The organism is Xanthomonas sp. D-99, from assembly GCF_017746145.1.
GTDB classification, from domain to species: Bacteria; Pseudomonadota; Gammaproteobacteria; order Xanthomonadales; family Xanthomonadaceae; genus Xanthomonas; species Xanthomonas cissicola.
The window spans coordinates 34,060-46,865 of sequence record NZ_JAGHWU010000037.1; the positions used below are offsets into that span (position 1 = coordinate 34,060).

General features: G+C 63.3%; 11 protein-coding genes and 1 tRNA gene. 2 read left to right on the forward strand and 10 right to left on the reverse strand.

Annotated elements, in window-relative coordinates:
• Window positions 1–54: 54 nt before the first annotated feature.
• The 6 genes from pgi to pcnB all read right to left on the reverse strand — a co-directional run bounded on the left by pgi (window position 55) and on the right by pcnB (window position 5,660).
• Window positions 55–1,569 (reverse strand): glucose-6-phosphate isomerase, encoded by a 1,515-nt coding sequence (gene pgi, locus J7360_RS13870; protein WP_057659210.1) that lies wholly within the window; start codon window positions 1,567–1,569, stop codon window positions 55–57.
• Window positions 1,566–1,946, reverse strand: a complete 381-nt coding sequence (panD, locus tag J7360_RS13875) for an aspartate 1-decarboxylase (protein WP_003481969.1) — start codon at window positions 1,944–1,946, stop codon at window positions 1,566–1,568. Before panD ends, pgi begins: the two co-directional genes overlap by 4 nt.
• Window positions 1,947–2,113: 167 nt before the next feature.
• Complete coding sequence (panC, locus tag J7360_RS13880; RefSeq protein WP_007965764.1) at window positions 2,114–2,956, reverse strand: pantoate--beta-alanine ligase; 843 nt, start codon at window positions 2,954–2,956, stop codon at window positions 2,114–2,116.
• Window positions 2,953–3,768, reverse strand: a complete 816-nt coding sequence (gene panB, locus J7360_RS13885) for a 3-methyl-2-oxobutanoate hydroxymethyltransferase (RefSeq protein ID WP_057659208.1) — start codon at window positions 3,766–3,768, stop codon at window positions 2,953–2,955. Before panB ends, panC begins: the two co-directional genes overlap by 4 nt.
• Before the next feature lie 35 nt (window positions 3,769–3,803).
• On the reverse strand, window positions 3,804–4,289 hold the full coding sequence (folK, locus tag J7360_RS13890) for a 2-amino-4-hydroxy-6-hydroxymethyldihydropteridine diphosphokinase (protein WP_007965767.1): 486 nt from the start codon (window positions 4,287–4,289) through the stop codon (window positions 3,804–3,806).
• A gap of 3 nt (window positions 4,290–4,292) precedes the next feature.
• Window positions 4,293–5,660, reverse strand: coding sequence for a polynucleotide adenylyltransferase PcnB (gene pcnB / locus J7360_RS13895; protein ID WP_057659202.1), 1,368 nt, complete (start codon window positions 5,658–5,660; stop codon window positions 4,293–4,295).
• A gap of 49 nt (window positions 5,661–5,709) precedes the next feature.
• On the opposite strand from pcnB, the gene J7360_RS13900 reads away from it, so the two are divergent.
• A tRNA-Glu gene (locus J7360_RS13900) sits at window positions 5,710–5,784 on the forward strand.
• A gap of 485 nt (window positions 5,785–6,269) precedes the next feature.
• Here J7360_RS13900 and folE2 read toward each other — a convergent pair.
• The gene (gene folE2, locus J7360_RS13905; RefSeq protein WP_057659200.1) at window positions 6,270–7,187 is read right to left on the reverse strand and encodes a GTP cyclohydrolase FolE2; all 918 of its coding nucleotides are present in this window, start codon (window positions 7,185–7,187) and stop codon (window positions 6,270–6,272) included.
• A gap of 36 nt (window positions 7,188–7,223) precedes the next feature.
• A complete protein-coding gene (locus tag J7360_RS13910) occupies window positions 7,224–8,387 on the reverse strand; it encodes an N-acetylmuramoyl-L-alanine amidase (RefSeq protein WP_057659198.1) in 1,164 nt (387 codons plus the stop codon).
• Window positions 8,388–9,095: 708 nt separating this feature from the next.
• Between J7360_RS13910 and J7360_RS13915 the strand changes: the two genes are divergently transcribed.
• Entirely contained in the window at window positions 9,096–9,530 is a 435-nt protein-coding gene (locus tag J7360_RS13915; protein WP_209034092.1) for a hypothetical protein, read from the forward strand.
• Here J7360_RS13915 and J7360_RS13920 read toward each other — a convergent pair.
• Both J7360_RS13920 and J7360_RS13925 read right to left on the reverse strand, forming a co-directional pair.
• The gene (locus J7360_RS13920) at window positions 9,514–11,013 is read right to left on the reverse strand and encodes an MASE1 domain-containing protein (protein WP_209034093.1); all 1,500 of its coding nucleotides are present in this window, start codon (window positions 11,011–11,013) and stop codon (window positions 9,514–9,516) included. The two genes, J7360_RS13915 and J7360_RS13920, sit on opposite strands and share 17 nt — an antisense overlap.
• 258 nt (window positions 11,014–11,271) lie before the next feature.
• Entirely contained in the window at window positions 11,272–12,699 is a 1,428-nt protein-coding gene (locus J7360_RS13925; protein ID WP_033481945.1) for a sugar porter family MFS transporter, read from the reverse strand.
• Window positions 12,700–12,806: the final 107 nt, after the last annotated feature.

Below are 12,806 nucleotides of genomic sequence, written 5' to 3' on the forward strand. Positions count from 1 at the left end.
AAAACAAAAACGGGGCCCGCAGGCCCCGGTTTTTCAAGCGCGATGCGCACATGCTCAGCCGCGCAACTTGTTCAGCAGCTCGCGCGTCACCGGGTCGGCCACATCGGCCGATTCGCCCTTCAGCGCCGGCAGCAACTGGCTGGCCAGCTGCTTGCCCAGCTCCACGCCGAACTGGTCGAACGCATTGATGCCCCACATCACCGATTGCACGTAGACGCTGTGCTCGTACATCGAGATCAGCGCGCCCAGCGCCTGCGGGGTGAGCGCATCGAGCAGGATCACCGTGCTCGGGCGGCCGCCCGGGTAGCTGCGGTGCGGGTCGCTACTGTCCTGCCCGTTGGCCAGCGCCTCGGTCTGCGCCAGCACATTGGCCATCAGCGCAGTATGGTTTTCCGCGTACGGGTCGTCGTTGTGCACGGTGCCGATGAAATCGGCCGGCACCACGCTGGTGCCCTGATGCAGCGCCTGGAAGAAGCTGTGCTGCACATCGGTGCCGGCACCACCCCACCACACCGACACGGTGTCGCTGTCCACCGCCGAGCCATCGAGCTTGACGCGCTTGCCCAGGCTCTCCATCACCAGCTGCTGCAGGTAAGCCGGCAGCAGTGCCAGGCGCTGGTCGTAGGTCATCACCGCGTGCGTGGCGCTACCGAGCAGGTTGCGGTTCCACACTGCCGTCAGGCCATGCAACACCGCAACGTTTTCTTCCAGCGGCGTGTTGAGCACATGTGCATCGAACTGCGCGGCGCCTTCCAGCAGTTGTTCGAAACGCTCGAAACCAATGGCCAATGCAATCGGGAAACCCACTGCCGACCACAGCGAGTAGCGCCCGCCCACCCAGTCCCACATCGGCAGCACGCGGCCGGGTGCGATGTCGAAGGCCTTGGCGGCACGCTCGGGGTTGGCACTGACCGCGTACAGCCGCTCGCTGCCACCGAGCCAGGCATGCAGGATGCTGCCGTTGAGCAGGGTTTCCTGGGTGCCGAAGGTCTTGGAGATCAGGATGCCGGCGGTGCGTGCCGGATCCAGCGTGGCCAGCGTGCGCTGCATCGCCGCACCATCGACGTTGGAGACGAAATGCACGCGCAAGCGCGCTCCGGCCACCGGACGCAAGGCATCGGCCACCAGCCGCGGGCCCAGGTCCGATCCACCGATGCCGACACTGACGATATCGGTGACCTCGGTCGCTTCCAGCTGCTGGATCAGCGCGCCCATGCGCTGGCGCACGTCGGCAGCGGTGGCATACGCCTCCGATGCCACCGCTGCGTCGGTCAAATCGCCGCGCAACGCGGTATGCAGGGCCGCGCGCTGTTCGGTGACATTGACCTGCTCGCCACGGAACAGGCGCTGGAACGCGCCGGAAAGATCGCGCGCGCGCGCGATGGCGAACAGCGCATCGAGCGCGGCGCGGTCATACTTCTGCCGCGCGAAGTTGAAATACAACGGACCGACTTGCCTGGCGTATTGCGTCGGCCGCTGCGGCTCGGCGGCAAGCAATGCGGGGATGGCAGCGCCGCGCAGGCGCTGGGCGTGGGCGTGAAGCGCGTCGAATCCGTTGGTGTGTGTCATGCGGCCTGCGTGGGGATGCTGTGGTTGGTGTGGGAGATCGCGTTGTGCGCGTTCACATATACCAGATTGGGCTTGAAGGTCTTGGCTTCGTCTTCGCTCATGCTGGCGAACGCCGCCACGATGATCAGATCGCCCACCTGCACGTGACGCGCAGCGCCACCGTTGAGCGACATGATGCCGCTGCCGTCTTCGGCGCGGATGGCATAGGTGCTGAAACGCGCACCGTTGGTGACGTCCCAGATGTGGACCTGTTCGAATTCGCGGATGCCGGTCGCTTCCAGCAGCAGGCCGTCGATGGCGATCGAGCCTTCGTAGTTGAGCTCGGAGTGGGTGACGGTGGCGCGGTGGATCTTGGCTTTCAGCAGGGACAGGTGCATGGACGGAAGGCAACGACAAAAGGAAAGCCGGCATTTTAGCGGAAAGCGCCCGTCCCCACCGGTTTGCGCTGCGGCCGGTGGTGAGGGCTTCAGGCCTGCGCAGCACGCACAACCGCGCGCCCGGTTCGCTGGCGCTGCCGGACGGCTCCGACGGCGCGTCGGCCTGCTCAGAATTCCAGGTTGTCGATCAAGCGCGTGTTGCCCAACCGGGCCGCGATCAAGGCCACGCGCGCGCCGGTGTGGCTGTCGCCCGGCTCGCTGAGGTCAGGCAGCCGCACCACCGCGTAATCGACCCTGAAACCGGCCTGTTCCAGCGTGTGGCTGGCCGCATCTTCCACCTGCGCACGCGGCGTGCCGGCGGCATAGCTGTCGCGCATCTGCAGCAGCACCTTGCGGATCGTGCCCGAGATCGGGCGATCTTCCGCCGACAGATACTGGTTGCGCGAGCTCATCGCCAGGCCATCGGCCTCGCGCACGATGCTGCCGCCCAAAATTTCGATCGGAAACGCCAGGTCGGCCACCATCTGCCGGATCACCGCCAACTGCTGGTAATCCTTCTTGCCGAAGGCGGCCACGTCCGGCTGCACCTGGTTGAACAATCGCGCCACCACGGTGCACACGCCATCGAAATGCCCGGGCCGGCATTCGCCTTCCAGCACATCGCTGACGCCGGGCGCATGGATCGGTGTGGCCAGCGCGGTGCCGAGCGGGTACATGGTGTCCACGTCCGGCAGCCACAGCGCATCGCAACCGGCGTCTTCCAGGCCGCGCAGGTCGGCCTCGGGCGTGCGCGGGTAGCGCGCAAAATCTTCATTCGGTCCGAACTGGGTCGGGTTGACGAACACGCTGGACACCACGCGGTCGGCGTACTGGCGCGCCAGCATCACCAGCGAATAATGCCCGGCGTGCAGGTTGCCCATGGTGGGCACCAGCGCCACACGCAAGCCCTCGCGCTTCCAGCCATTGACCAGGGCGCGCAGTGCGGAAAGATCGGTCAGGGTCTGGATCATGCGGCGTATGCATGCTCTGCATCGGGAAAGCTGCCGTCGCGCACCGCCTGTGCATAGGCGCGCACCGCGCCGGCAACCGAGCCGCCCTCGGCCAGAAAATCCTTGACGAACTTGGGCCGGCGGTGGCCACTGTCCAGCCCAAGCATGTCGTGCATCACCAGCACCTGGCCGTCGCAACCGGGGCCGGCACCGATGCCGATGGTGGGCACGCTGAGGTCGGCACTGATCTGCGTGGCGATCGGCGTCGGCACGCATTCCAGCACCAGCAGGCTCGCACCGGCGTCGACCACGGCCTGCGCGCCACGACGCAGCTGCTCGCCAGCCTCGCCGCGGCCCTGCACCTTGTAGCCACCGAACCGCAGCACCGATTGCGGGGTCAGGCCCAGGTGCGAGCAGACCGGGATCTCGCGCTCGACCAGGTAACGGATGACCTCCAGCTTGTGCCCGGCGCCTTCGATCTTGACCATCTCCGCGCCAGCCTGCAGCAGCTGGGTGGCGGCGTCCAATGCACGCTCAGGCGTGGCGTCGGCCTGGAACGACAGGTCGGCCACCAGCAAGGCGCGATCGAGCGCACGGGCCACCGAGGCCGTGTGGTAGACCATGTCGGCGGTGGTCACCGGCAAGGTGGAATCGTGCCCCTGCACCACCATGCCGAGCGAATCGCCGACCAGGATCAGGTCCACGCCATTGGCGTCGAAGGTGCGCGCAAAACCGGCGTCGTACGCGGTCAACATGACCAGTTTTCGACCCTCGCGCTTGGCCTGCGCCAAGGCGGGCACGGTCCAGGGCTTGCTGTCGGCGTGGCTGCTCATGAAGTCATTACGTGGGGTGATAAGCCGGCCATTATCTACCCAATCGGCTCCAGCCCGCAGGTATCGATGGCGTGCAGGGCGCGCCGCACTGTTCCATGCCCCGGAATGATCGCCTCCGGCGCCAGCTCCGACAGCGGCAGCAGGGCGAAGGCGCGCGCGTGCAGATGCGGATGCGGCACCTGCAGCTGCGGCAGGTCGATCACCTGGTCGGCGTACAGCAGCAGGTCCAGGTCGAGCGTCCGCGGGCCCCAGCGCTCGCCGGCGCGACGCTCGCGGCCGAACGCCTGTTCGATGCCGAGCAAGGCCTCCAGCAGCGGCAGCGGCGCAAGCTCGGTACGCAGCTGGGCCACGGCATTGATGAAATCGGGCTGGTCTTCGCGGCCCCAGGCCGGCGTGCGATACAAGCGCGAAGCGGCGATCAGCGTGGTCTGCGGCACGGCGCCCAACGCGGCGATGGCCGCGCGCACGCTGGCCTCGGCCTGGCCCAGGTTGGCACCCAGGCCAACAAAGGCGGTCTGCATGCCCTACTCGCCGGCCGGTGCGCCGGTCCGACGGCGGCGTCGGCGACGCTTGCGCGGTGCGCCCTCATCGCTGTCGTGGTCGGCCTGCGCCGATTCGATCGCATCCACCAGCTCCTGGCCGGAGGACTTCTGCGCCTCGCGCCAGAACTCCACATCGGCGGCGTGGTCGGCCGATGCGAACTGACGCAGCACCAGGAAATCGAATGCCGCGCGGAAGCGCGGATGCGACAAGGTGCGAAATACCCGCTTGCGCTGACGCGAGGAGAAACGCGTCTGCAGTAACCAGATTTCCTGCATCGGCAGCGAGAAACGGCGCGGCAACGCGACGCGCTCCAACTGATGCAAGGTGACGCGATCGGCCGCGCGGCGCTGCGCATCCTCCGGTTGCACGCCTTGCGCCTGCAGCCCCATCAAGGTGCGGCAGAACGCCGGCCACAGCAGCAATGCAAACAGGAAGGCCAGCGACACCGGCTCGTCGTTGGCCACGCGTGCATCGGTATTGCGCAGGCCTTCCAGCACCATGGCGCGCAACGCGCCACTGCGGTTGGACTTCAATGCCGCCGCGCTTTCCGGAAACAACGCGCTGAGCAGGCCGTAACGCTCCAGACCTTCGAAGCTGGCCACACCGTGCCCAGACAGGAACAGCTTGAGAATTTCTTCGAACAACCGCGCAGGCGCAGCTTCGGACAGCAGCCCGGCCAGACGCGGAATGGGTTCGGCGGTGCCGGCTTCGATGTCGAAATTCAACTTGGCCGCCAGACGCACCGCGCGCAGCATGCGCACCGGGTCTTCCTGGTAACGCAACTGCGGGTCGCCGATCAACTTCATCAGGCGCGCCTGCACGTCTTCGAAGCCGCCGCAGTAATCGCGCACCGAGAAATCCTCGATGGCGTAATACAAGGCATTGCAGGTGAAGTCGCGGCGGATCGCATCGTCCTCGATGGTGCCGTAGACGTTGTCGCGCACCAGCCGGCCGTTATCGAGTTCGCGGTCGCCGCTGCCATCGTCGACATTGGCGCGGAAGGTGGCCACTTCGATGATTTCGCGACCGAACACCACATGTGCCAGACGGAAACGGCGGCCGATCAGGCGACAGTTGCGGAACAGCGCCTTGACCTCTTCCGGCGTCGCGTCGGTGGCCACGTCGAAATCCTTCGGGTGGCCGCCAACCAGCAGGTCGCGGACCGCACCGCCGACCAGATAGGCACCAAAGCCCGATTCGCGCAGGCGGTACAACACGCGTAACGCGTTGGGGCTGATGTCCTTGCGCGAGATGGTGTGCTGGTCGCGTGGAATGACGCGCAGCGTGAACGGAGATGTAACTGAGGGTTCGATGATGGCGCTTCCGTCTTGTGTTGCAGGATTGCCCAACGGCTATTACCTCACTATACTAGCGCGCTGCACAAGACGTGACAAAAGCGCTCCCTTCGTCTAATGGTTAGGACGTGGCCCTCTCAAGGCTAAAACAGGGGTTCGAGTCCCCTAGGGAGCACCACGATCGGTCTGACTGCTAAACGCCAGAGCCCCGCAATGCGGGGCTTTTGCGTTGTAGCGCAGGCACTCGCACATGCGTTGGTCTGTGTGGCATCGGGCAGGCCGCAACCATCTCGGTCTCATCTCCTGGCCTGGGCAGGACCACCGGCCCCAGGAAGTAGTCGAGGTTGGTTGCCGCCGATAGGGCGCCGGATTCCATCTGACGCCTCCAACGCGGCAGCGCTTGTCGGGATGCAATACGGGCCACGCCTCTCACTGCGCGGCAGCCAAGCGCATGCAGATTCGCCGGCATCACACCGCAAGCGTTCGACGATGTGTCGATCTCAGGAATGCGGCTCAGATCAGCCACATCAGCACGAGAAGAACGGACCTCATCGCGGCGCGCTCGGCGGTGCGCGTTCGCTGCGCAGCGACGTGAGTCGACGTGTTGTGTCTATGCACCATGCGTGCCGACCGCCTTGGGAATTTGCAGTGCATCGCGTCTGCTCACGTGGTTGTCGGTCCAAGCACCACTTCGTCGCTGCCGGTTTCGGCGACGGCGTCGTGGGCATGCAGGCTTTCCAGATGGCGTACCGCTACATGAAAGGCCGCGTAGTGCTCTGCCAGCGGCTTGCGCAGGCGTCGCGCCGCATCTTCGACATACATCAGGTTTGCGCCATTCAGGCGCGCAAATGCCTGTTCGTCGGGTCGCCGCACTGCTGCCTGCACCGGCGTCGCCAACGCCTGCTCGCACAGACCGACCAGTTGCTGGATGGCCAATTGCTGCGCATCGGCGGGCAGCTCGACGCGTACCTGCGCTACGCTGCGTTGGCTATGCGGCGTGGCGTAGGTACCGTGGTCCTGCAGCCATTGAATAACATCGCGCAGCGGCAGCGTATCGCGCCCGGCATGTTGCTGAACGAATGCATCACTCAGCAGCTGCCGCGACAAGGCTGCCGAACAGGGGCAGGTGGAGGCGTACAACACCTCGACCTGGAGCTGGATCGTGGTGCGCCCTGCCCTGCATTGCGCGGCGATGTGCACCGGATAGGCACGCCAGCCACTCAGTCCCTCACTGCGCAATGCCGGCGTGCGTAACATCAGTTCGAAGCTGAGCGTCAGCCGAGCGGCGCGGCTCGCGCAATCGGCATGGCTGTCGATCAGCGCCTGCAATAACTGCGAGAGCATGGCCGGCGACAATAGCTGCTGCAGATGCGTATCCAGCAGGCGGTACAGCCGCGACATGTGGATGCCTTTCAGCTCTGCCCGCGGCAGATCGACCTGCACGCTGGCGCGCGCGGCAAGCTGGCTGCCACCGGTCTCCAACTGCACGGGAATGGCGATGTCCTGCATGCCCACCCATCGCAGGGGCGCGCTCAGCGTTGATGGTTCAGTCACAGCAACATCGGGAAGCGTAGCGGACATCGGGGTCTCGTCGAAGATAAAGGTGACGACCGCGCCTCAGGCGCGGCCAGGAAACGCAGCGAAGTAGTCGTCGATTCCCGCATGCAATGTCTGCGCGAGTTCGTCCTGATGCGTATCGCTGCACAGGCGGCTGCAATCGTCGCGATTGCTCATGAAGCCGGTTTCTACCAGCAGCGACGGAATGTCCGGCGACTTCAACACCGCAAAACCGGCCTGCCCCACCTGGTTTTGATGCAGGCGCGTCACCTGCTGCAGGCGCTCCAACATCAACGTACCGAATGCCAGGCTGCTGGCGATGGTGCCACTCAGCGACAGATCGGCCAGCACCTGCGACAACACCGGATTGCTTGGCACCCGCAGCCGGCGCGCGGTATCGCCCATGTCGTCGGCAGCGTTTTCGCTATCGGCGATCCAGCGCGCCAGCGCGGAGCTGGCGCCGGTCTGCGACAGCGCAAAGACCGAGGCGCCGCGCGCTTGGCGCGTTGGTGCGGCATCGGCATGGATGGAGACGAACAGGTCCGCATTGTGGCGATGCGCGATAAACACGCGCTCGTGCAGCGGCACGAAGCGGTCATCGCTGCGGATCATGGTCGGCCGGTAGCGCGCATCGGACGCCAGGCGTTGATGCAGCCGCCCGGCCACCGCCATGGCCACATGTTTTTCGTAGCGCGCATCGCCACTGACCGCCCCCGGGTCCTTGCCGCCGTGGCCGGCATCGATGGCGACCACGTAGGGATGCAGGCGTGAGCGGGTCGGCTCCGTCCGCCCCGTCGGCGCTGCCGCTGCAGCGGCGTCGCTCGTGGACAACGCGACGCTGCCAGTGGCAGCAAGCTCCACCACTAGCGCGCCACCTTCCCAGTGCATGTTGGTCGAACATGGTTGCTGGAGGTCGATCACGACGCGCAGACCATCCAGATGTGGCGCGCTACGTATGCGGGCCACCGCAGCACCGGCAGGCATCGGATCGATGCGCGGCGACTGCGACGACACGCCAGCCAGGTCGATGACAACCCGCTCGGGATCGGTCAACCGGAAACTGCGATAGGCAACCTGCGCGCCCAGTTCCAGCCGCAGGCGCAGCGACTGGCCCTGCTGCTGCACGCTGCACCCCCGCAGGACGGGAAGTCCTTGTGCAGCCCCCAACGCCGGCAGAAGCATCAACGCGGCAGCGCCTCCCTGTAGCAGGTGACGGCGCTTCATGCCTGCACCTCAAAATCCAAGCAATCGACCCGACACAGCGGACGGCAGCACCGACTGCGGCGCGATTCCAGACAACACATCCAACACAAGGGGAGGCAGGACACGGGAGGCAAGACTGCGCGGCAACGGACAAGTGTTATAAAGTAACATCAATTCAGCGAAAGCAACTCAGCTCTTCCCATCCTGCGCTCTTGCGTTCATTTTTTCGCCCCAAGCTTGGAAGGCGCGGCCATCCGCCATGCCGAAATGTCTTTATCACTGCGACGAATCGATTGCGCACAGACGATGACCACGCTGTTCCCAGGCGACTCGCGACTGTCGTGCATTTATATAGCAACCTAATAACCTCTACGCGGGCGTGTCACGCACTATTCGAATAACCCGCTATTTTCTGCAAAGTTATATGACTGTAAAAATCCAACATTTCAAATTTCCATAACCGCGTCACCAACGAAATGAACAGCAATGACCCCAATCTATGACAACCTGTCAGCCCTCGGCATTTCACACAATATACAAATAAGAAGACAGCAAGAACTACGAAGGTGAACTCAGAAGGGCTGACACCTACACAAGTGTCAACACATTGACACAAGGCAAGTGCAATGAATTTTGACTTAGCCACTTACGAAGCTACGGAGAAACACGTACCGTAGGCGTGCCTGAATTGCAGGCGAATGTTTCCCGTACACGGGAGAAGGCGAAGTCATGGAAGTGAAGGCAAAGCTGGCATTTAAGACCCTAGGTGCCGTCGCCGTCGCGATACTGGCGGGCACCGGATCAGCAATTGCATGCTGTCCAGGCGATGGAACAGTTGCCACGCTGGCTGCCACGGGCCTGGGCGAGTCCGTGCCCCAAGCAACCAATCTAGCGGTAGATCCGGCATGGCGGATCTATGAATTTGAACGCGAGGGCATGCTGTACCTACAGATTAACGATGCAACTGGCGTAGTGCGTGGCGCGGTTGGTCGCGCAGGCGAGGTCCTGTGGGTGCTGCCGATGGGCAAGGACGTCAGTCGTGTGACGGTCTCGACGTTGACGGTCCCAACGCTCGCACAATTGGTTTATCAGACCAACAATTTCACGTTGCATCTCATCCCGGGCACCGCTGGAGAGCGCTGGATTGTCACACGGACGAAGTGATCGAAACTGGCTCGGCGACTAGCAGACTGAGGATTCGCGCATGGCGGCGGCGAAACATACCGCCATGCGCTTTTAGTCGCGTCCGCAATTCAGTACTCGCTTCAGTTGTGTCCCGCTGCAGTGGATCCAGCAATGAGCTATCCGCGAAGATCCTGATGACAATACCCTGTGAACCACCACTTTTCCATGTGCGAGCTTGCACAAGGTGCCGCTCGGCTTGTGGAAGCATTTCGAACGCGTTGAGCGCGCACCTATACGCGGCCAGCTGCAAGCCAAGTGATAGATCGCCACAATGACCACGCAGCGCGTGATGAATCTCAGTGTTATAGAACCGTGCCAGCACGGGTGAGCGCAGCGCCTGGTACACGCCATGCGTCTCGATTTCTAGCGGATATAACCCAGCGACATATTCATGCAGCAGGCGCGACTCGATGACTCCTGCCCTGGTCATCTCCATGGCTGCTGCGTGATGCCCACGCTCACGCAGCTGAGCAACGCAATCCTTGCGCAATCGATTTATATGAACGTTTATATCGGAATAATCCACCACGCGATTGCGGAGGGTGCGCTCTGCAGCCAGATAGCCCGCCTGAGCAAACTGCAAAGCGTCCAGTTGTGCCTGCTCCTGGTTCCCTGCCTGCGTGTAGGCAAAGGCCAACCTTGAACCAAGGACGAAGAGTCCCGTCGCAAGCACCGCAATCAGTAGCTGAACACTGAACAATTCGGAGTCATATGCGGCGATTCCGTACTTGGACCCAGACAAGGCCGCAATGAGGTTTGCCAGCAATGCGCCAGCCGCGGCTCCCCGCCAGCCATGACGGAGCGTCACAACAATTGCCGGCCCAATAAGCGACACCATCAAAACCTGTCGCAGCAGTGGCTCAGGGACAACATTGGCAGTGCAAAACAATGCCGCCATCGCAAATCCGGCAAATGCACTGTCACGCACCAAATCGTCACGAAGATAGCCTTCAGCACGCCGGTACCAAAGCAAACCCGGCAGCAAGAACATCAAAATGCCGAGATACGAACCCAACCAGGTTCTCAACAGAATCTCAAGGGGAGAGCTGGCTATGGGGCCACCGAGCGCGGCATTGAGCGCCATGCCACACAGCGTGCTCCACAAAGCGAGAATCGCCATGATGGGAAGAATTCGATTGCGGGTAATGACGTCCGGTGTATGACGGCGAATTGCCGAGACAGCCAGGGCGACCGCAGGCGCGAGTAAAAACGGACTCAGGTATGCCCACATCGGGGCGTAATCCCTTGTCTCCAACATCGGGACACGCAACCAGAGCATTGCGGCGGCATCGCCCACCAAGAGAAACGGCCAACGACGGTATGGCATAAATAAAAGCGACGCAGCTCTCAAGCCAGCCGGCAGGTACCATTGATCGACAGACAGATGCCAGACAAGCAGATAGACAACGCAATAACCCAGACTTAGCAGAAGCCCTTCAGCCAGCTCTCTTGCAACTGCCATACAACCACTCCCTGGTTCGTCGACGAATTTTGCCTAGTGTGAAGCCATTTGCCATACCGCGTATAGCTGAAGCGCACAGATCGCGAGAGTGATCAGCGCAACCGCCCTTCGTGCCATCCCTGGCCAACGTCCTTGCACTTCAGTGGTGCAATCGGTGGCTGTCGTAACTTTGCCCGTCACCTAACTCATTCAACGAAAGAGGCCGCGCAATGCGCGGCCTTTTTCGTCTTCGATGCCGATATCGGCACAACCGGGCCATCAGCCCTCCATCTGCTCCAGCTCCTTGCCCTTGGTCTCGTAGACGTATTTGAGCACGAAGAACACCGAGATGAAGGCGGCGACGGTGTAGATGCCGTAGGCACCGGCCAGACCGATACTGCCAAGCAGGATCGGGAAGCTGACGGTGATGGCGAAGTTGGAGGTCCACTGCGCGGCACCGGCAATGGCCAGGCCCGAGCCGCGGATCTGGTTGGGGAACATTTCGCCCAGCATCACCCACATCACCGGGCCCCACGAGGCGTTGAAGAACACCACGTAGACGTTGGCGGCCACCAGCGCGAGCATGCCCATGGCATCGGACATCGCAAGCTTGCCGTTGGGATCCAGCGAGGCGGTGGCGAACGCGTAAGTCACCAAGGCCAGCGAGACGGCCATGCCGGCCGAGCCGATCCACAGCAGCGGCTTGCGGCCGATCTTGTCCACCAGCATCACCGTGACCAGGCAGGCGCCGATGCTGAGGCCGCCGGAGAGCACGTTGATCAACAGCGCATCCTGCTCGGAGAAGCCCACTGCCTGCCACAACACCGCGCCGTAATAGAACACCACGTTGATGCCGACCAGTTGCTGGAACACCGCCAGGCCAATGCCGATCCAGACGATGGGGCGGATCTTGCCGGTAGCCTTGTTGATGAGGTCGGAGAACTTGGGCTTGTGCTGGTCGGCCGCCATCGAGGCGGAAATCTCGCCCAGCTTGGTCTGCGCGGCGGCGTTGCCGTACAGGCGCTTGAGCACCACCAGCGCCTGCTCGCGGCGACCCTTGACCACCAGATAGCGCGGGCTTTCCGGGATGACCAGCAGCAGCAACAGGAACAGCAGCGACGGAATCGCCTGCATCCAGAACATCCAGCGCCATGCGGCCTGCCCGGCCCAGAGCGGCTCGGTGGAAGCACCTGCAGCGTTGGCCAGCAGATAGTTGCTCAGGAATGCGCAGAACAGTCCGCTGATGATGGCGATCTGCTGCATCGTGGCGAGCCGGCCGCGATAGCGCGCCGAGGCGACCTCGGCGATGTAGGCCGGCGAAATGACGCTGGCCGCGCCCACCGCAAAGCCGCCCATCACGCGCGCAAAGATGAAAAAGGCAGAGCTGTGCGAGGCGCCGGCCCCGATGGCCGAGAGCAGGAACAGCGCCGCGGAAATGATCAGGACCGCGCGGCGGCCCCAGCGGTCGGCCAGGCGGCCGGCAAAGAAGGCGCCGATGGCGCAGCCCAGCAGCATCGAGGCGACCTCGAAGCCGGTCTCGGCAGCGGTGGACTGGAAGGTCTGTTTCAGGCCGTCGACGGTGCCATTGATCACGCCGCTATCGAAGCCGAACAGGAAGCCACCGATCGTGGCCACACAACTAATCAGGATGATGAAACGGGTGTTCTCGCCGGCATCGGGGGCGCCGTCAATGGAAACACTGGACATGGGTTCACCTGGGAACATGCAAGGGAGCGTCCACGGGGGTGGCCGCCATCGGCCGGCGACGCAATGCGCCGCCGGCCACGGGACATCAACGCGTCAGATACTGATTG

What these genes read in the sequence shown, in the direction of transcription:
- panB (WP_057659208.1), bottom strand. Translation starts at nt 3,768, where the DNA reads ATGAGCAGCCACGCCGACAGCAAGCCCTGGACCGTGCCCGCCTTGGCG.
- J7360_RS13910 (WP_057659198.1), bottom strand. Translation starts at nt 8,387, where the DNA reads ATGAAGCGCCGTCACCTGCTACAGGGAGGCGCTGCCGCGTTGATGCTT.
- J7360_RS13920 (WP_209034093.1), bottom strand. Translation starts at nt 11,013, where the DNA reads ATGGCAGTTGCAAGAGAGCTGGCTGAAGGGCTTCTGCTAAGTCTGGGT.
- folK (WP_007965767.1), bottom strand. Translation starts at nt 4,289, where the DNA reads ATGCAGACCGCCTTTGTTGGCCTGGGTGCCAACCTGGGCCAGGCCGAG.
- panD (WP_003481969.1), bottom strand. Translation starts at nt 1,946, where the DNA reads ATGCACCTGTCCCTGCTGAAAGCCAAGATCCACCGCGCCACCGTCACC.
- pgi (WP_057659210.1), bottom strand. Translation starts at nt 1,569, where the DNA reads ATGACACACACCAACGGATTCGACGCGCTTCACGCCCACGCCCAGCGC.
- folE2 (WP_057659200.1), bottom strand. Translation starts at nt 7,187, where the DNA reads ATGTCCGCTACGCTTCCCGATGTTGCTGTGACTGAACCATCAACGCTG.
- J7360_RS13925 (WP_033481945.1), bottom strand. Translation starts at nt 12,699, where the DNA reads ATGTCCAGTGTTTCCATTGACGGCGCCCCCGATGCCGGCGAGAACACC.
- panC (WP_007965764.1), bottom strand. Translation starts at nt 2,956, where the DNA reads ATGATCCAGACCCTGACCGATCTTTCCGCACTGCGCGCCCTGGTCAAT.
- J7360_RS13915 (WP_209034092.1), top strand. Translation starts at nt 9,096, where the DNA reads ATGGAAGTGAAGGCAAAGCTGGCATTTAAGACCCTAGGTGCCGTCGCC.